This is a genomic window from Aeromonas sp. R7-4 (assembly GCF_040908055.1).
In the GTDB taxonomy this organism is placed as follows: domain Bacteria; phylum Pseudomonadota; class Gammaproteobacteria; order Enterobacterales; family Aeromonadaceae; genus Aeromonas; species Aeromonas sanarellii.
This window is the reverse complement of record NZ_JBFODA010000006.1, coordinates 1-18,292: the sequence shown is the minus strand read 5'-3', so window position 1 is coordinate 18,292 and position 18,292 is coordinate 1. Positions and strand designations below refer to the sequence as shown.

Annotated in this window: 18 protein-coding genes; 8 read left to right on the top strand and 10 right to left on the bottom strand. The window is 63.9% G+C overall.

Annotated elements, in window-relative coordinates:
- Nucleotides 1–165: 165 nt before the first annotated feature.
- Nucleotides 166–1,110: a hypothetical protein gene (locus tag AB5Y72_RS00875; RefSeq protein ID WP_368198431.1), complete on the bottom strand. Its 945-nt coding sequence runs from the start codon at nt 1,108–1,110 to the stop codon at nt 166–168.
- Nucleotides 1,111–1,830: 720 nt separating this feature from the next.
- Here AB5Y72_RS00875 and AB5Y72_RS00870 point away from each other — a divergent pair.
- Nucleotides 1,831–1,965: a hypothetical protein gene (locus AB5Y72_RS00870; RefSeq protein WP_257710345.1), complete on the top strand. Its 135-nt coding sequence runs from the start codon at nt 1,831–1,833 to the stop codon at nt 1,963–1,965.
- Nucleotides 1,966–2,001: 36 nt separating this feature from the next.
- Here AB5Y72_RS00870 and AB5Y72_RS00865 read toward each other — a convergent pair whose 3' ends face one another.
- From AB5Y72_RS00865 to AB5Y72_RS00855, 3 genes are all read right to left on the bottom strand, one after another.
- Nucleotides 2,002–3,279, bottom strand: a complete 1,278-nt coding sequence (locus AB5Y72_RS00865) for a ferric reductase-like transmembrane domain-containing protein (protein ID WP_368198430.1) — start codon at nt 3,277–3,279, stop codon at nt 2,002–2,004.
- Nucleotides 3,280–3,513: 234 nt separating this feature from the next.
- Complete coding sequence (locus tag AB5Y72_RS00860) at nt 3,514–4,767, bottom strand: DEAD/DEAH box helicase (RefSeq protein ID WP_368198429.1); 1,254 nt, start codon at nt 4,765–4,767, stop codon at nt 3,514–3,516.
- 174 nt (nt 4,768–4,941) lie between these two features.
- A complete protein-coding gene (locus AB5Y72_RS00855) occupies nt 4,942–5,448 on the bottom strand; it encodes a hypothetical protein (RefSeq protein WP_368198428.1) in 507 nt (168 codons plus the stop codon).
- A 147-nt stretch (nt 5,449–5,595) separates the two neighbouring features.
- Between AB5Y72_RS00855 and AB5Y72_RS00850 the strand changes: the two genes are divergently transcribed.
- Both AB5Y72_RS00850 and AB5Y72_RS00845 read left to right on the top strand, forming a co-directional pair.
- Nucleotides 5,596–6,504 (top strand): S-adenosyl-l-methionine hydroxide adenosyltransferase family protein, encoded by a 909-nt coding sequence (locus tag AB5Y72_RS00850; RefSeq protein ID WP_368198427.1) that lies wholly within the window; start codon nt 5,596–5,598, stop codon nt 6,502–6,504.
- 267 nt (nt 6,505–6,771) lie between these two features.
- Nucleotides 6,772–8,667, top strand: a complete 1,896-nt coding sequence (locus AB5Y72_RS00845) for a PhoX family phosphatase (RefSeq protein ID WP_368198426.1) — start codon at nt 6,772–6,774, stop codon at nt 8,665–8,667.
- A 220-nt stretch (nt 8,668–8,887) separates the two neighbouring features.
- Here AB5Y72_RS00845 and AB5Y72_RS00840 read toward each other — a convergent pair whose 3' ends face one another.
- Both AB5Y72_RS00840 and AB5Y72_RS00835 read right to left on the bottom strand, forming a co-directional pair.
- Nucleotides 8,888–10,837 carry a MacB family efflux pump subunit gene (locus tag AB5Y72_RS00840; RefSeq protein WP_368198424.1) on the bottom strand — a complete coding sequence of 650 codons (1,950 nt, stop codon included), beginning with the start codon at nt 10,835–10,837 and terminating at the stop codon, nt 8,888–8,890.
- Between the two features lie 2 nt (nt 10,838–10,839).
- On the bottom strand, nt 10,840–11,997 hold the full coding sequence (locus AB5Y72_RS00835) for an efflux RND transporter periplasmic adaptor subunit (RefSeq protein WP_325783754.1): 1,158 nt from the start codon (nt 11,995–11,997) through the stop codon (nt 10,840–10,842).
- Nucleotides 11,998–12,145: 148 nt separating this feature from the next.
- On the opposite strand from AB5Y72_RS00835, the gene AB5Y72_RS00830 reads away from it, so the two are divergent.
- Together AB5Y72_RS00830 and AB5Y72_RS00825 are read left to right on the top strand one after the other, a co-directional pair.
- The gene (locus AB5Y72_RS00830) at nt 12,146–12,826 is read left to right on the top strand and encodes a response regulator transcription factor (RefSeq protein WP_325783753.1); all 681 of its coding nucleotides are present in this window, start codon (nt 12,146–12,148) and stop codon (nt 12,824–12,826) included.
- Nucleotides 12,827–12,840: 14 nt separating this feature from the next.
- Nucleotides 12,841–14,160: an ATP-binding protein gene (locus AB5Y72_RS00825; RefSeq protein ID WP_325783752.1), complete on the top strand. Its 1,320-nt coding sequence runs from the start codon at nt 12,841–12,843 to the stop codon at nt 14,158–14,160.
- Between the two features lie 89 nt (nt 14,161–14,249).
- Here the strand turns inward: AB5Y72_RS00825 and AB5Y72_RS00820 are convergent, their stop codons facing one another.
- From AB5Y72_RS00820 to AB5Y72_RS00810, 3 genes are all read right to left on the bottom strand, one after another.
- Nucleotides 14,250–14,660 carry a DUF6515 family protein gene (locus AB5Y72_RS00820; RefSeq protein ID WP_325783751.1) on the bottom strand — a complete coding sequence of 137 codons (411 nt, stop codon included), beginning with the start codon at nt 14,658–14,660 and terminating at the stop codon, nt 14,250–14,252.
- Nucleotide 14,661: 1 nt separating this feature from the next.
- The gene (locus AB5Y72_RS00815; RefSeq protein WP_325783750.1) at nt 14,662–14,952 is read right to left on the bottom strand and encodes a hypothetical protein; all 291 of its coding nucleotides are present in this window, start codon (nt 14,950–14,952) and stop codon (nt 14,662–14,664) included.
- Nucleotides 14,953–15,098: 146 nt separating this feature from the next.
- Entirely contained in the window at nt 15,099–15,659 is a 561-nt protein-coding gene (locus tag AB5Y72_RS00810) for a carbonate dehydratase (RefSeq protein WP_209794679.1), read from the bottom strand.
- Nucleotides 15,660–15,881: 222 nt separating this feature from the next.
- On the opposite strand from AB5Y72_RS00810, the gene AB5Y72_RS00805 reads away from it, so the two are divergent.
- The 3 genes from AB5Y72_RS00805 (at nt 15,882) to AB5Y72_RS00795 (ending at nt 17,911) form a co-directional block, all read left to right on the top strand.
- The gene (locus AB5Y72_RS00805; protein ID WP_325783749.1) at nt 15,882–16,523 is read left to right on the top strand and encodes a ribonuclease; all 642 of its coding nucleotides are present in this window, start codon (nt 15,882–15,884) and stop codon (nt 16,521–16,523) included.
- A gap of 69 nt (nt 16,524–16,592) precedes the next feature.
- Nucleotides 16,593–16,868 (top strand): helix-hairpin-helix domain-containing protein, encoded by a 276-nt coding sequence (locus AB5Y72_RS00800; RefSeq protein ID WP_325783748.1) that lies wholly within the window; start codon nt 16,593–16,595, stop codon nt 16,866–16,868.
- Entirely contained in the window at nt 16,865–17,911 is a 1,047-nt protein-coding gene (locus AB5Y72_RS00795) for a nitronate monooxygenase (protein ID WP_325783747.1), read from the top strand. The genes AB5Y72_RS00800 and AB5Y72_RS00795 overlap by 4 nt, the downstream gene beginning before the upstream one ends.
- 178 nt (nt 17,912–18,089) lie before the next feature.
- Here the strand turns inward: AB5Y72_RS00795 and AB5Y72_RS00790 are convergent.
- A partial coding sequence (locus tag AB5Y72_RS00790) for a hypothetical protein (protein ID WP_368198423.1) occupies nt 18,090–18,292 on the bottom strand: 203 nt, incomplete at its 5' end.

Sequence of the window (18,292 nt, the reverse complement as noted above, 5' to 3'; positions counted from 1 at the left end):
GGGTCTGAAATTGATACCGAAGAAAGTGCGCACTAAAGTAGCGTAAACAAGACACCGGTTTGAGGCCGGTGTCAGGTGATAACTAGATCTGTACATGTGATGGATGAGTTATAGATTAAAATTAGATATTATTTTTTCCGTAAGAAAATTCATGTTTATCTAACATTAATTATCCCTTTTAAGCATGGTGGAGGGGGTATTTCTTGCCCTTTCGAACAACCAGTTTACCATGCAAATTCGACATGCTCGTATAACCCCTCTTCTAAATTCGTCATCCTCTATGCTGTCATGATGTCCAAATTTCTCTGGCATAAGATCCCCGTTGAGTAGCTGCCCAGAGTGAACGATCTCTGAACGATACTTATATATCTTATTAGAAAATTTCTTGAACGTAGGATCATTATTACCATACTTTGACATGAAGTTTAGAAACTTCTTGGTGACTTGATATTTTTTCTGCTGGCATTGTTCGCATTTCTCTACAGGAGTATCATTGTTTTCTACATTAACCAATGTTTCTAAGCATGAAACAAAACCAACAAACGATAAACTTGGGGAAATGCTCCATGTATTGGCTCCTTGCTCAAATAACGTACTGGCGCATAGGAAGGCATTTTTATCGACTTCCGACAGAATGAAATATGCGTCGAGAATTAATGTTATATCTTCAGGAAGGCTAAACACATTATCCATATGCTGATAGAGAGTATTATAATGTCTATTAGAGGGGGTCATTGGTATTGCATCTAAACCTGTAACCTCTGAGAATGACGAGATATTGGCTGATATTTCTCGACAAAAATAGGACTCTTGACCCCATATCGGTTCAATATCACCCTCTAGTTCTGTAGGAATGAACCAGCCTTGTTTACCTGTAGAGCAGGAAATTCTATTAACAGATATAACCCCAAGGACTAAAATAATCTCTCTAAATACTTCACTAGACAATTCTAAATCCAGTACCCAATCAGGAATTTCTTCTTGGGTGACAGAGTTAATCCTCACTGCATCTGCTTTTCTGGATTTCCATTGAAATATACAAGGTTTGTTTCCGCCAATTAAATATGGTGCCTTTTTCATGGGGGCTGTTGGTGGCAGAATCTGAAACATATCTCTATACCGGTACCAACCAGTAATAGGCAAATCACTTAATAATATGCATTGTTTATAGAGGTATGCCATTTATGTGTCTCTGAAAGCGTTTCTTGTAGAGTGCCATGAATCAGTGATACACAGCAAAAAAGTTTCTAATGGATTTACTGCTTTTTGGCAGCTACACCAATGTTGAGCGCTATAGAATAGCGAAGCATATTTGGACGTTCGCGAACAGGTCGTGGCCGAGAAGCTGCTGATATTCAGAGTTTCCTGCTAGTCTTGCCATGACTCGGTGTGCGGCGGTATGCGGACGATTACGCTGCGCTAATCGTCCCACTTGATGGGGCTTATTGTTACCTCTCCCTCATCCCCAGCCCTTCTCCCCTTGTTTGTGATCAAGAGGGGGAGAAGGGGGCAAACAGGCTCCGCTGATTATGCGTTGGCTCTGTGGTGCGGGTGAATATGAGTGGCTTGGTATTGGCATGGGCGATCCCCTCTCCCTCGGGAGAGGGTTAGGGTGAGGGGTCGCTATCTGTGCTGTAGGTTCGAATAGCGAAGCGTATTCGGACGTTCGCGAATAGGAGGTCGCTGCTGATTTCTCCTGACGTCCCTCGACTTCACCCTGGCTTCACACCGCCTCATTTTCCCTTCACAAATCCCCCCTATCTTCTGCCCACTGATAAATGGGCCCGCTTGCCACAGAGTGGCGAGGGCCAACGAGAGGGGAGCAAGACGATGAAATCCTGGATCAAATACGGGCTGGCCGGGGCCTTGATACTGGTGGCGAGCTTCTGGGGCGGCAGCGTGCGGGCGGCGGGGGCGTGGCCCGCTCAAGGGGGCCCGTGCCCGCCCGTCTCCCAGTTTCCCTAATATCAGGCCAATGACTGAACGCGCCGGTCTGGCCCGTCAACGGAAGCGGAACAGCTCCCGGTGCAGCGGGGCGGCCAGATGGGCATCCAGAGTCTGGGCCATGGGCTCGGGGCCGCAGAACCACACCGGGGTGTGCTGACGCTCACCCAGGGCGGCGAGATCCAGTCGGCCGCGCTCGGACTCCAGATGCAGCCGGTAGTCGACCCCGGCCCGGCGGCACAGCTCGGCCAGCCGACTGTGATAGGGGGCGGCCTCGGCGGTGGGGGCGCATTGCAGCAAGGTGGTGCCCGGGCGTGTCTCGCCACGGCGCACCAGGGCCTCCAGCCAGGCGACGAAGGGGGTGATGCCGATGCCGGCGCCGACCCAGAGCGCGGGGGCCGGATCCGGCAGGGCGAAGGCGCCATAGGGGCCGGTCACGATGACCGCATCCCCCACCTTGAGGTGGCGGTGCAGCCAGCGGGTGTGATCCCCGAGGGCGCGTACCGCCAGGGTGAGGGTACAGCCATCCGCCGAGACATTCACCAGGGTGTAGGGGTGAGGCTCGCCGCGCCCGGCAAAGTCGAAGAAGGCGAACTGTCCGGGGCGGTAGCCGTGCAGGGGCGCGGAGAGGGCAACCCGGATCTCCAGGGTGCGCTCATCCAGGGGGGCGAGGGCGCTGACCGTCCCCTGGCGACGCTCGTTTTGGCCCACCCGGCCAGAGAGGGAGTAGAGCGCCCCCAGGGCACCCAGCCCGCCGCCGATAAGCAGGGTCAGGCCGACCGGGGTCAGGACGCCTATGTGCGGCAGCAGGCAGAGTCCGTGCAGCCAGCCCATCAGATAGATGACCGGGGCCAGCCGGTGAACCACCCGGAAGCGCTCGTAGCGCACCACCGCAAGCAGGCTCACCGCTACCAGGGCCAGCAGCAGATAGAAACCCCATTCCCCCAGGGTATTGCCGAGTTCGTGCCACAGGTCATCGCTGCCTGCGCCTGCGCCTGCACCGCGGCGTGCCGGCCGGGTCAGCCAGTCGGCGGTGACGGCCCACTTGGGGGCCTCCACCAGCAGCCAGTGGGACATCAGGGTGCCGGTGGCCCAGAGGGCGCTGCTGCGGTGCAGGCGCAACATGCGATCCAGCCCGCCGCACCAGGCCTCGAGCCTCGGCAGGCGCAGGGCCAGCAGCAAAGAGAGGGTCATGGCGCCGAGGCCAAGCAGACCGGTCAGGATCAGCAGCTCGTGGCGCCAGGGCCAGACGCTGGCGGGCCACTGGGTGAGACCAGAGAGCCAGATCAGGGTGAGGGTCAGGGGCAGGGCCCAGACGAGGGATGCGGGTTTCATGATGTCCTCCTTGTGCCATGCCTTTATTTCACGCCTGCTTTGTGGCGAAAGTGTGCCCCTTCACTACCTCTTTTGTAGCAGAGTGTGGCAAGGCTCTGCCCGGGGCGGTCTGGTCAGGGGAACAAGAGGGAGAGAGCAAGAGAGGGGGGCGGCGGCGCCAGGGTTTCTCCCCGGGTCGGCGTGAGGGAAAGGGGAGCACCCGTGCTTTGGGGCTCCCCTGCAAGAGCCTCCATGTCAGGGCTTGCGGCCCTTGCCGCCCTTGTTGCCCGCGAGGGCCTGCTTTCTGGCCTTCTGCTTCTGGGCGCCCTTGCTGGCGCGGCGCGGCTCGGGGTCGAAGCGGGTCAGATCCGGCTCGAAGCCCGGGAACCACTGCTGGGGCAGACGGGTGTCGAGCACCGCCTCCACCTTCTCCAGCAGGGGCGCGTCTTCGGGGCTGAACAATGTGATGGCGAGCCCCTTGTTGCCGGCGCGGCCGGTGCGCCCGATGCGGTGGACGTAATCCTCCGGCTGATGGGGAAACTCCAGATTGATCACATGGTTGAGGTCGCTGATATCGAGGCCGCGGGCCGCCACGTCGGTGGCCACCAGCGCCTGCAGGGTACCGGCGCGAAACTCCAGCAGCACCTTTTCCCGCGCGCTCTGGGACAGATCCCCGTGGAAGGCCAGCGCATTGATGCCCGCCTTGCCGAGCTGCTGGGCCAGCTTGTCGGCCCCCTGGCGGGTGCGGCTGAAGATCAGCGCCGGTGCCCAGCCCTTCACGGTCAGCATGTGTTCGACCAGCGCCACCTTGCGATCGCTGTCCACCGCATAGACCCGCTGCTCCACCTCGGCCGCCGTGGTGTTGCGCGGTGCCACCTCGATCAGTTCGGGGTCGCGCAGCAAGACCTTGCTGAGCGCAAAGAGGTTGTCGTCGCAGGTGGCCGAAAACAGCAGGGTCTGGCGATCCGCCGGTATCTGTTTGAGCAGGGCGGTGATCTCGTCCATGAAGCCCATGTCGAGCATGCGATCGGCTTCATCGAAGACCAGATACTCTAGCTGGCCCAGGCGCAGCGCCCCCTGGCGCAGATGGTCGAGCAACCGGCCCGGGGTGGCGATCAGCAGATCCACCCCGGCTTTCAGCGCCTCCACCTGGGCCGCTATGCTGACCCCGCCGTAGACCAGGGCGCTGGCAAGGCCTGTGGCCTGACCGTAGCGCTCGACGCTCTCGGCAACCTGCACCGCCAGCTCGCGGGTCGGCACCAGCACCAGGGCGCGGATGGGGCGAGGGGACGCCTCTTGCGGCTCCTGCATCAACAACTCCAGCAGTGGCAGCACGAAGGCGGCGGTCTTGCCGGTGCCGGTCTGGGCCCCTGCCAGCAGATCGCGGCCTGCCAGGATGGCCGGGATGGCGGCGGCCTGGATCGGGGTCGGCGTGGCGTAGCCGAGCTCGCTCAGGGTCTGCTGCAAACGGGGGGAGAGCGCCAGGTCGGCAAAGGAGGCGTTGGACATAGGGGTACCAGTATGGGGTTATCGCGGCCAGGGGCCGAGACGGAAACGATCAGAGTGGCCGGCATGGTAACAGATACAGCGGCACGGGCAGAAGGCGGACCGGCGGGGCCGCAGGGTCAGATGCAGTGAAATACCTCTGCCAGCGCCTCGGCTGACTCTTCATGCCGGGCTGGCTCAGTCAACCAGGGCGACGCTACCTGCATCCAAGTGGTGCATCCACTCCCGCAGGATCAGCAGGGCGGCGGCGACGTGTCTCTCCCTCGGCAACTGGGCGGAGGCGAGGGGATCCCCCTCCACCATGGCGGCCAGCTGGCCGAACAACCGCTCTATGTTCTCCCGGCTCTGCACCCGGTTGCCGAGCACCTCGGCCAGGGGCACCGGGCTTTGCAGGTGCAGCACGGGGTGGGGCGGGATCCGGGCCGCGAGGGGCATCAGCACATCTTCCACCACCATGATGGCCTGCTCAAGCTCGAGGGGGGTCAGCAGATCCTCCGTTACCGGGATGGCTTGCTCCAGTTCCAGGGCGCTCGGCGGGTCCCGGCGAAACGGACCCGGGGTCAGGGCATCCAGGCCCAGGGCCAGCGAAAATGTCTGGCTGACGCCGTCCGCCCCGGTGAGCTGCACCCGGCTCTGGGTCTCCCCCAGGCTCAGCAAAATGGCGTCGCGTTTCTCTACAGTCATGTGGTGCTCTCCTGTCGTCGAATGCCCATGGATACACCCGAGCGGTCCGGATTGGCGAGTCTTTTCCCCCCATTCGGGCATCAGGGGTTGCAAAGATCCCCTTGAGTGGCAATCTGGACGTCCAAACGTCTTGAAAGGAGCCCTGACATGGATATTCGTATCGTCCCCCGCGCCCTCGTGCTCGCCCTCTCTCTGGTGGGGGCTGGCGCCTTCGCAAGCGAGGCCCTGGTGTTCCAGACCGACTTCGGTCTCAAGGATGGCGCCGTCTCCGCCATGAAGGGGGTCGCCTTCGGGGTGGACCGCACCCTGCCGCTCCATGATCTGACCCACGAGATCCCGGCCTACAACATCTGGGAGGCCTCCTACCGCCTCTACCAGACTCTGCAATACTGGCCCGAGGGCACCGTCTTCGTCAGCGTGGTGGACCCCGGTGTCGGCACCGAACGCAAGTCGGTGGTGCTCAAGACCAGGAGCGGCCACTACATCGTCAGCCCGGACAACGGCACCCTGACCCTGGCGGCGGAGCACTTCGGTATCGAGGCGGTGCGCCAGATAGACGAGAAGACCAACCGCCTCAAGGGCTCCGAGAAGTCCTATACCTTCCACGGGCGCGACGTCTACGCCTACACCGGCGCCCGCCTCGCCTCCGGTGCCATCAGCTTCGAGCAGGTGGGGCCCGAACTGCCTGCCGAGGTGGTGACCATCCCCTATCAGCCTGCCGTGGTCGAGCAGGATGGCACCTTGAAGGGCACCATCCCGATCCTGGATGTGCAGTACGGCAACGTCTGGACCAACATCGACGAGGCCCTGCTCGGCAAGGCGGGGATCCACAAGGGGGACAACGCCTGCATCAGGATCAGCGAAGGGGATGCGCTGAAATACGAGGGCAAGGCCCCCTACGTCAGCAGCTTCGGCGATGTGCCGGAGGGCCAGCCCCTGGTCTACCTCAACAGCCTGTTGCAGGTGTCGGTGGCCCTCAATATGGACAGCTTCGCCGCCAGACACCAGGTGCAATCCGGTGCCAACTGGCATATCAGCCTGAAGAAGTGCGGCTAGAGGGAGGCTGCCAGCGGGTGCAATCCGGTACAAACGGCATACCAGCCTGAAGAAGTGCGGCTAGATAGAGGGGAGAGCTTCTGTCGGCGATGTGTCTCTTGGGGCGGTGGGACTCCTGTCCACCGCCCCTTCTCCTGGGCGGTAGCGCCTTGCCGGGCCAGGCGGTTATCTCATCGCTTGTCATCCTTGTTTAATAAAGTGCCGCCATGCTGTGGCCGGACGCAGTGATTACGCAATGACGCCAGCACAGAGAACAAGGAAAAGCCGATGAGCCGTTTTGACGAGAGAGACAGAGCCAACCATCCCCGGGAGCAGGAGCCGGAATTCAACCGCCTCATCGAGGCCGGCCTGAGCCGCCGTGGTTTCCTGAAGGGGATGGGCGCCGCCAGCATGGTGGCCTTCTTCGCCGCGAGCCCGGTGGCCCGCGCCGTGGCCGCCGCGACCCAGCCGCTGCTCGGCTTCCAGGCCGTGCCCGCCTCGGTGGCCGACACCATAGTGGTGCCGCCCGGCTACCGGGCCGAGGTGCTGATCGCCTGGGGGGATGCCCTCTTCCCCGATGCCCCCGCCTTTGCCCAGAGCAACGATGCCAAGGCCCAGGCCCGCCAGTTTGGCGACAACAACGACGGCATGAGCTTCTTCCCCCTGGGCCCGGATCGCGCCCTGCTCGCCGTCAACAACGAATACACCAACTACGAATATCTGTTCGCGGATGGCGGCAAGGTGCTCAGTGCCGAGGCGGTCGCCAAGGCCCAGGCGGCCCACGGGGTCTCCCTGGTGGAGCTGGCGCGCATCGATGGCAAATGGCAGGCCAACCCCAAGGGGGCCCTCAACCGCCGTATCACCGCCACCACTCCCATGACCCTGAGCGGCCCGGCGGCGGGCCATGCCCTGCTCAAGACCCAGGCCGATCCCGAGGGGCGCACCGCCCTCGGCACCTTCAACAACTGCGCCAACGGCCAGACCCCCTGGGGCACCTACCTCACCTGCGAGGAGAACTTCAACGGCTACTTCGGCAGTGCGGGCAAGCCGGTGCTGGACCAACGCGCCGCCCGCTACGGCCTGGCCGCCGAGGATGCAGGCTTTGGCTGGCACAAATTTGACGAGCGGTTCGATCTCGCGAAGCATCCCCAGGAGCCGAACCGCTTCGGCTGGGTGGTGGAAATCGATCCGCAGGATCCCGCCTCCACCCCGAAGAAGCGCACCGCCCTTGGCCGCTTCAAACATGAGAATGCCGCCTTCACCGTCAACAAGGATGGCCGCGCCGTGGTCTACCTGGGCGACGACGAGCGGGGCGAGCACATCTATCGCTTCGTCTCCAAGAACCAGGTGGCGCCGGGCAATGACCCCGCCAACCGGGATCTGCTGGACGAGGGCACCCTCTATGTGGCCCGCTTCGAGGCCAAGGAGGGGGAGCTCAAAGGTACCGGCCAGTGGCTGCCCCTGGTACACGGCCAGCACGGCCTGACCCGGGAGAATGGCTTTGCCGATCAGGGGGAGGTGCTCATCTTCGCCCGGGAGGCGGCGACCCGGCTCGGCGCCACCACCATGGACAGGCCCGAGTGGGTGGCCGTGCATCCCCACAGGGCAGAGGTCTACTGCACCCTGACCAACAACAAGAACCGCGGCATCAAGGAGAACCAGCCCCTGGATGGCGCCAACCCCAGGGCCGAGAACCCCTATGGCCAGATCATCCGCTGGCGCCCGATGGGGGACGATCACGGGAGCGACAGCTTCGAGTGGGATCTCTTCCTGCTGGCGGGTAACCCCGGCGTGCACAAGGAGGGGCTGATGGCGGGCAGTGCCAGCATCCACCCGGACAACATGTTCAACAGCCCGGACGGCATCGGTTTCGACGAGGCGGGGCGGCTCTGGATCCAGACAGACGGCGACTATTCCAACGAGAAGCAGTTTGCCGGCATGGGCAACAACCAGATGCTGTGCGCCGATCCCGCGAGTGGCGAGGTGCGCCGCTTCCTGACCGGCCCCGTGGCCTGCGAAATAACGGGCCTCACCTTCACGCCTGACTGGCGCACCATGTTCGTCGGGGTGCAGCACCCGGGGGAGGAGGGGGCACCCTCCCACTTCCCGGACGGCGGCACCGCCATCCCCCGCTCCGCCGTGCTGCGGATCACCCGGGACGATGGCGGCATCATCGGCGCCTGATGGCCCGGGATAACCGCCTGGCCCGTGATGAAAAGAGCCGCCTTCGGGCGGCTCTGTCGTATGCGTGGCGGGCGGGAGCCAAAAAAAAAGACCGGGTACGGGACCCGGTCAAAGAACCCGCGCAGTCTGGGAAGAAGTGCGGGCGTTCAGGCTTGGTGGCGGGGCCGGTGTCGGCCCCCGATCTGGTGTCGGGGTGGCATCACCCCGGCGTCAATGCGGGCTATTCGCGCTCCAGTGCGTGGATGGGATCCAGCCTGGCGGCCCGACGGGCCGGGGCGAAGCCGAATATCACCCCGATCAGGCTGGCGCAGAGGCAGGCCACCCCCATGGCGGCAAGGGAGTAGCTCATCCTGGTGCCGCTGCCGAGGTGGTCGAACAGCTGGCCCAGCAGCAGGGAGAGGGCGATGCCGAGCACGCCCCCCAGCAGGCAGATCAGCACGGCTTCGATGAGGAACTGCTGCTGGATGTCCCGGGTCCGGGCGCCGACCGCCATCCGCACCCCTATCTCACGGGTGCGCTCGGTGACCGAGACCAGCATGATGTTCATCACCCCTATGCCCCCGACGATCAGGGAAATGAGGGCGATGAGGGCGATCAGCGTGGTCAGGGTGGCGCTGGTCTGGCTGATGGCCTGGCGGATGCTGTCGGTATTCAGCAGGAAGAAGTCCTGGCTGCCGTGGCGCAGGGTGAGCAGGCGGCTGATGCCATCCTGGGCGGCGTCGAGGCTCACCTCGTCCCGTACCCGCACGCTGATGCTGCGCAGATGGCTCTGCCCCAGCAGGCGGCTCATGGCGGTGGTATGAGGGATCCAGACGTTGAGGGTCTCGTCGCTGCCAAAGCCGCTCTGGTTCTTGATGGCGACCCCGATCACCCGGCAGGGCAGATCCCCCAGCAGGATCACCTGGCCCAGAGGGGACTGGGTCGGGGCGAACAGTTTGTCCCGGGTGTGCTCGTCGATCACCACCTCCTGGGCCAGGCTCTCCTCGCTCTGGCGATCGAAGCCCATGCCCTGGGCCAGGCGATAGCCCCGGACCTGGAAGAACTGGGCGCCGACCCCGTTGATGGTGCCGGAGACGGCGGCGCTGCCAAGGCGCAGGGTGGCGCTGGTGCTGAGGCTGGGGGTGACGCTGTGCACGTAGTCCAGCCGGGCGATGGCCTCGGCGTCCCCGATCCGCAACGTCTCTATGGTAGCGGAGCGCATGTCCCCGAAGCCGCGGCCGGGGAACACCTCCAGGGTGCTGGTGCCCATGGCGTTGATGTTCTCCAGCACCCGCTCCCGGGAGCCCTGGCCGAGGGCCACCACGGTCACCACCGAGGCGATACCTATGATGATGCCGAGCATGGTGAGACAGGTGCGAAGGCGCTGGGCGACCATGGCCTTGATGGCCATCTGCAGGGCATTGCCGAGCCCCGCCATCAGCGGGGTTTTCCCCCCGACGGACGCCTTGGTGGCGGCCAGGGTCGCCTGGGGAAGGGCCTGTGGCTGGCGGGTGCGGCGATCGGCGATGACCCGGCCATCTTTCAGTTCGATGATCCGCTCGGCGTGGCGGGCGATCTCCATGTCGTGGGTGACGATCACCAGGGTGTGGCCCTGGCGATGCAGGGCCTGGAGGCTCGCCATCACCTCGGCGCCGCTCTGGCTGTCGAGGGCCCCGGTCGGCTCGTCGGCCAGGATCACCTCGCCGCCGTTGATGAGGGCGCGGGCGATGCTGACCCTCTGCTGCTGGCCGCCGGAGAGCTGGTTCGGCTTGTGGCTGAGCCGGCTGGCGAGGCCGAAGCGGGTCAGCAGGGCCTCGGCCCGCTGGCGTCGCTCGGCCGGATCCAGACCGGCGTAGAGGGCGGGCACCTCCACGTTGGTGCGGGCATCGAGATCCGCCAGCAGGTGATAACGCTGGAAGATGAAGCCGAAGTGCTCCCGGCGCAGGGCGGCGAGCTCGTCCCGGCTGAGGGTGGCGGTGTCGCGCCCGGCCACCAGATAGGCCCCCTCGCTCGGCTGATCCAGGCAGCCCAGCAGGTTCATCAGGGTGGATTTGCCGGAGCCCGAAGCGCCGACGATGGCCACCATCTCCCCACGGGCGACCGCCAGATCGATGCCGTCGAGCACGGTGACGGTGCGCTCCCCCTCTCCGAAGTGGCGGCGGATGCCCCGCAGTTGCAACAAGGCGCCCATGATCACATCCCCATGGGGGGCGGCATGCCCCCGGCGGCGTCGCTCTGGCCTGCGCTCACTTCGCTGACGATGACCCGCTCACCGGCGCTCAGGCCCGACAGGATCTGGGCATCCACCTTGTTGTTCAGGCCGACCTTGACCCGGCGCAGGCTGATCCTGCCTCCGTCGTCGACCACCCTGACCTGGTCCCCCTGCAGGGCGATGGCCGGGATCACCAGCGCATCCTTGAGCCGGGCGACCACCAGATAGACCTGTGCCGTCATGCTGATCCTGAGCTGGCCGTCCTGGTTGGGCACCTCGAACAGGCCGTGATAATAGATGGCGCTGCTGTCGCTGCTGCTGGTGGTCGTGTCGTCGTTGATGGTGTCGGGGGCGGGCTCGATGGCCCGCAGGGATCCCTCAAAGCGGCGCTGGCTGTTGCCAAGAATGGTGAAATAGACCGGCATGCCGACCCGGACGTTGATGACGTCGGCCTCGGAGATCCTGGCCTCCACCGTCATGGTATCGAGCCGGGCGATCTTGAGCAGGGTGGGGGTGCTCTGACTGGCGTTGAGGGTCTGTCCCTCCTCCACCGGCACGGCCACCACGGTGCCGGAGAGGGGGGCGAGGATCCGGGTATAACCCAGGTTGACCCGGGCGGTGTCCACCGCGATCCCGGCTTGCACCCGCTGGGCCTGGAGGGCCCGGATATCGGCCAGGGTTTCGTCCAGGGTCGCCTTGGCGCTGTCATGGTCGGCCGTGCAGCCAAGGCCCCTTGCGACTATCTGTTGCTGGCGCTGGTACGCCAGGCGGGCATTGCGAAGGGTGGCCTCTTTGGAATCCAGCTGGGCCTGGAGGTTGTCGCGCTGGGCCAGGGCATCCTTGAGGGCGTTCTGCTGGGGCAGATCGTCGATCTCTGCCAGCAGCTCCCCCTGTTTGACTGCCTGACCTAGGATTACGTGCAGCTTCTTGATCTGGCCCGACACCTGGGCACCCACGCTCACCTGCTTGCGCGCCTTCAGGGTACCGTCCGCCATGATGAGCTGTTCCAGGTCCCGGGTCTTTGCGCTGGCGGTGATGTAGTCGCTGGCGGGAGCCTTGGCCTGGGGGCGCCAGGCCAGCAGCAGGGCGAGGGCGCACAGGGGCAGCAGCCAGAACAGACGAGGGGAGAGTGTGGGCATGACAACCTGTATCCTGAATGACGATCACGACGGCACTCTACCCCAGAGCCGGGTTAAGGCTCTTTGCGCCAAGCGTAAGGGTTTCGTAAAAATGGCTGCCAAGGGCGTGGCAAGCGGCGAAAATGGCCGCCGACAAGGGAGAGCCTGTATGAAGATCTTGCTGGTGGATGACGATGCCGAACTGGGCGCCATGTTGAGTGAATACCTGGGGGGAGAGGGGTTTGATACCACCCAGGTGCTGACTGGAGGGGAAGGGGTGCACCATGCCCTCTCCGGCCGTTACAGCGCCCTCTTGCTGGATGTGATGCTGCCCGACTTGAGCGGCACCGAGGTGCTGCGCCAGGTGCGCCAGCGCAGCCGCCTGCCGATCATCATGCTGACCGCCAAGGGGGACAACGTGGATCGGGTGGTGGGACTGGAGATGGGGGCCGATGACTATGTGCCCAAACCCTGCTACCCCAGGGAGCTGGTGGCCCGGCTGCGGGCCGTTCTGCGGCGGGTCAACGAGGGGGGGAGTTCAACCCCCTCGCCGGATGCCCTCATCCTGGGGGAGCTGACGGTCACCCCGGCCAACCGGGTCTGTCTCTGGCAGGGGGCGCCGCTGGAGCTGACCGCCACCGAGTTCAACATGCTGGTGTTGCTGGTGCGCACCCCGGAGCAGGTGGTCACCAAGGACACCCTCTCCCTGCAAGGGGTAGGGCGCCCGCGGGAGGCCTATGACCGCAGTGTCGATGTGCACATCTGCAACCTGCGGCAGAAACTGCAGCAGAAGGCGGGGGAGGCCGTCACCATAGAGACGGTGCGCAGCATAGGGTACAAGATACGGTGATCCTCAAGGGACGTTTGTTCTGGAAGATTCTGCTGGGGTTCTGGCTGGCCATAGTGCTGGTCAGCCAACTGCTCTGGCTCGGTTATCGTGCCGAGCGTGACCCCCCGGAAGAGCACCTGGCCCAGCAACTGGCGAGCCAGCATCTGGAGATGGCGGCAGCCGTGCTGGCAAAGGGAGGAATCGAGGCTGCGACGGCATTGAGCCAGGCCATGTCGCCGCCGTTGCTGCAGATAACCCCCCTCGATGCATCCGATGCGCTCCCCCGGCCAGCGCCCCAGGCATCCAGGCTGCCAGCCTCCGGGGAGCCGGGCCCTGGCACCGTGCTGACGCGCACCGTGATCGCCAGCGACGGGCAGGCCTATCTGCTGCAGGCCAGATCGGACCCGCGCGTTCTCCCCGGCGGGCCTGCGCCCGGCCTCCTCTCCTGGCTCAATATTCCCCCGCCCATGCTCTGGATTGGCGGCCTGGGGGGACTCTTGTTCAGCATTCTGTTCGCCTGGCACCTGACCCGGCCCATGAACGCCCTGCGGCGCAGCTTCGATCGGGTAGCCAGAGGGGATCTGGGGGTCAGGCTGTGGCCCGCCCTGCGCTGGCGCAGGGACGAGCTGACGGAGGTGGCGAAGGAGTTCGATCTCATGGTGGAACGGTTGCAGCAGCTGGTCGAGGGGCGCGAGCAGCTGCTTCACGACGTCTCCCACGAGCTGCGCTCCCCCCTGGCCCGCATCCAGATGGCCATCGGCCTGGCGGAGCAGCGCCCGGAGAAGGCGAGCGACGCCCTGGCGCGGATCCGGCTCGAGACGGAGCGGATGGACAGGATGATAGGGGAGCTGCTGACCCTCTCCCGCGCCGAGCAGGGTCACGGGCTGGCGCAGAGCCACTACGACCTGTTGGCGCTGGTGGAGACCGTCGTCCAGGATGCCAGGTTCGAGGCCCAGCAATCCGGGGTCGAGATAGCGCTCGAGCAGGCGCTGGGGGAGGGTTGCCTCCTGCTGGGTCATGCCGAGCTGGTGCGCCGCGCCGTGGAGAATGTGGTGCGCAACGCCCTGCGCTTCTCGCAGCCGGGGCAGAAGGTGAGCGTCAGCCTGATTCGTCTGGGCCAGGAGGTGCAGCTCTCCATCGCCGATCGGGGGCCCGGAGTGGAGGAGGGGAAGCTGGCGGGGATCTTCGACCCCTTCGTGCGCATCGGCTCACCCCGCATGGGCAAGGGCTACGGGCTCGGGCTCGCCATCGCCCGCAAGGCGGTGACCCTGCAGGGCGGCACCATCCAGGCGCGCAATCGCGCACAGGGGGGGCTGAGGGTGACCATGACGCTGCCCCTGCATGAGCCGTCCTGAGGGGCGCGGCTCGGGCTGGAGTGGGGTGAACACCCCGGGAATGAAGAAGGGGACCTGGGCCCCCTGCTCGTATCTGTTCCACCGTGCTCTCAGCGCAGCGCCGCCGGTGGCGGTACCTCGGTGTAGCGCCCGTCTATTTCTCGCAGGTAGTAGTGCCCCTCCCTGACGTAATAGCGGCGGCCGTCCAGATCCAGGGGGATGAGGCCCGACTCCGCCGCGACCAAGACCTGAGGGGGTGGAGCAACCACCACGTAGTGGTTCTCCTGCCGACGGTAGAAGATGCCGTCGAGCACATAGTAGGTGAGCCCCGCCAGCAACAGGGTTTCCACCCCTCCCGGCAGCCTGTCGACGCGGTGGCCGAAGCCGGGTCCAGCCCCATGGCCGTACTGCGGGGCAGGGCTCTCCCACCCGCCCGGCCTGTCCATGTTACCCGGGCCCGCCAGGGCGGGCAGGGCGATGGCCATGGCAAGCAGCCAGAGTGAAGGGCGGCGCAGACTCATCTCACTGCCCCTTGAGCGGCGCACCGGCGGGCTGGGGTTTGAGTGGCTGGGGCGGCAGTTCGCGCACGCTGACCATGACCTCGTAGCGGGTATCCGGCTTGGCGGCATCAATGTTCCTGGACAGTGCCTGTGCCAGGGCCTGGGGATCCGCGCCCTGCTTGCTGGCGTGATAGAGCACGGAGGGGGGCGGTGTCATGGGGCCGCCCTGGCGGGCACCCATCGGGGGCGGCATTTCGGCATGAACGAGCGTGGTGCCCAGCAGCAGGGCAAGGGCGACAGGATAGCGTGACATGATGATGACTCCATTGATGGGAACGCCCCCATCAAACGCGACGCGTGCGCCCGGCTCAACCACCTTTACACCCTCTTTTCGCCCTCTTTACAGTTGTGACAACGGGCGCCGTGGCGCCCGTCGTGTCTCGTGAACCGCTCGCCGGATCAAAACTCGTTGGAGAGCGCCTTGTAACCCCTGACCAGGTCGATATTGGTGTGGGCCACATCCTCGGAGAACTCGGTGGCGTCCACGGTGACGCGCGGGATCTGCGCCAGATCGCTCTGCTGGTTGATGCGGGTGGTGGAGGGGACATAGAAGCCGGGGGGAATATCGCAGCCATCGACCACGGAGTTATGGCGCACCACGGATCCTTCGCCGATGTGGCAGTTGAACAGCACGCTGTTGAAGCCGATGAAGACGCGGTTGCCCACCTCGCACGGTCCGTGGACGATGCTGCGGTGGGCGATGGAGCTGTACTCGCCGATGGTGACGGCGGCGCCGGATTTGGAGTGGATGACGACGCCATCCTGAATATTGGAGTTAGCGCCGATGACGATGGGTTCCATGTCGCCGCTCTCGTCCACTTCGTCTGCGCGGATCACGGCATAGGGGCCGACAAACACGTTCTCCTTGATGATCACCTTGCCACAGATGATGGCGGTCTTGTCGATATAGGCGGATTCGTCGATAACGGGCAGGTGACCTGAGGGATTCTTGCGGATCATGTTACGTCCTGTTGCTGATGAAATCGGGGAAAAGTGGCGCGTCATGAAGGCCCGCCGGAGAGCCAGCTTACGCCTCTGATCCGGCAGGGGAAACCTTTTACTGGTCTGACCCATCTTTCATAGGGGCATTGCTCATGGTTGTTCTTTGACTCCCTGTTATGGGAGCATGAGGGCCGCTGAATGGGGCGCCGCCGGGTGCAAAGAAATGAGGAGGAGCGAGAGATGAAGCAGGTCATGGTATGGCTGGTGGGGTCGCTGTTGTGGATCTCCGCCGCACAGGGCAAGGGCCGTGCGGGGGAGTTTGACTATTACGCCATGGCGCTCTCCTGGTCGCCGGAGCACTGCGCCATCAAGCCGGCGGATCGGGAGCAGTGCGCCCGCAAGCTGGGGTTCGTGCTGCACGGCCTCTGGCCCCAGTATCAGCGTGGCTACCCTAGCGACTGCACAAGCGAGCGGCTGGATCCGGCCATGGAGCAGCAGTTTGTCGGGCTCTACCCCAGCCGCTTCCTCTATCGCCACGAATGGGAGAAGCACGGCACCTGTTCCGGACTGAGCCAGGAGGCATTCCATCAACTGGCCAGCGATCTGCGCCAGAAGGTACGGATCCCGGTCGCCTATCAATCGCCGGAAGAGCCGCTGCGCAAAAGCAGCTTCCAGCTCAAGGCCGATCTGGCGAGCGCCAACGACTGGCTGGCCCCCGATAACATCACGGTGGCCTGCGCCGATGGGGGGCGATTCCTGCGGGAGATCTATGTCTGCATCAACAAGCAAGGGACGGATGCCGTCCCCTGCTCCGACGAGATGCAGAAGCGGGAGCGCCGCTCCTGTGGCCAGCCGGACTTCCTGCTGCGCAGCGTGCGTTGACCCGGTGATCCCTGTCAGGCCCCTCGCGGGCCTGATGTGCAATGAACCATGTGGCAAGGAGTCTGATGGATGAAAGGCAACGAAGGATTCTCGGCAGAGGAGCGGGCACTGCTGCTCGCAGTGAAAGGCGTGGGGCCCACCGTCATCGGCCGGCTCGAACAGCTTGGCTACCATAGTCTGTCGGCATTGGCCGACGCCGACACGACTCATATCGTGGCACTGGTCGCCAGCATGTTGGGTTCGACCTGCTGGCAGAACAGTCCCCTGGCCCGCGGAGCCATCGACGGGGCCATTGCGCTGGCGCGCAGCCAGACCGCCCGTGACAGGCAGGATGTTGCCCCATGACGCTCTTTGCCGAATTGGGGATGCGCTACCCTATCATTCAGGCCCCCATGGCGGGTGTGCAGAACAGTACCCTGGCGATGGCGGCGACCAGAGCTGGGGCTCTCGGATCCCTGCCTGCCGCCATGTTGAGTGGTGCCGAGCTTCGCCAGGAGCTGAGCCGCCTCGCCGCCAGCGGGCCAGGGCCATTCAACATCAACTTCTTCTGCCATCGGCAGCACGAGCCTCAACCGGCAGCAGAGCAGCGCTGGCGCCAGGTGCTGTCACCCTATTACACCGAGTTTGGGGTGGATGCCGCTGCGCCGTCGCGAGCTCCCGCTCGGGCCCCCTTCAATGACGAGCATGCGGCCCTGCTTGCAGAGTTCAGGCCTGCCGTGGTCAGCTTCCACTTCGGCTTGCCGGAGCCTGAGTTGCTTGCCCAGGTAAAAGCCACAGGCGCAAAAGTGCTTGCCAGCGCGACCACGGTTGCTGAAGCCCGTTGGCTCGCCGAGCATGGTGCCGATGCCATCATCGCCCAGGGGCTGGAGGCGGGCGGCCATCGCGGTCACTTCCTCTCTGAGGATCTCAGTCTGCAGCAGGGCACCTTTACCCTGCTGCCCCAGGTAGTGGCAGCGGTGGATCTCCCTGTCATCGCGGCGGGGGGCATAGTCGACGGCAAGGGGATCCGGGCCGCGCTGGCGCTGGGGGCCAGCGCCGTGCAAATGGGGACGGCGTTTCTCTGCTGTCACGAGGCTACCACCTCGGCTCTGCATCGGTCGGCTATCCGCAACGAGGGCAGCCAGCACACCGCCCTGACCAACCTGTTCAGCGGTCGCCCGGCGCGGGGTATCGTCAATCGCCTGATGCAGGAGCTGGGGCCGCTGTCCGAAGATGTGCCTGCATTTCCTCATGCCAGTGGCGCGCTGACCCCGCTGCGAGCCGCAGCCGAAAAGGCGGGTGACAGCGGCTTCTCGCCACTCTGGGCCGGGCAGAATATATCGGGTTGTCTTGAGCTTCCGGTGGCCGCACTGATCACCGCGTGGGTAAAAGACGCTGGTCTGGAGTGATCTCTTCCTCTATATGGGGAAATGAGAGCGAGGGGCTCTAGTGAGAAGTGACTTTTCGCCGTCTAAAGCCGGCCTTTTGATGATACCGAGGCACCGAGTCTTGGCTGGTCTGTGGGTAAGTCTGTATAAAAGCTGTTATTGGATATGAATAACTAAAAAAGTGCGTTTTTTTGCAATTTTATTGCGATGAAGGCTTGCCAATGTGATCTATGTCTCTATAATGCGCCTCCATCGACAGGGCAAGCGGCAACGCAAACAAGCCGGTCGGTGCCTCGAAAAAGCCTTTCAAATAAGGCTTGACTCGAGAAGGCGGTTGAGTAGAATGCCACTCCCGCAGCAGCCAAAAGCTGCGTCGCTCTTTAACAATTTGAATCAAGCAAT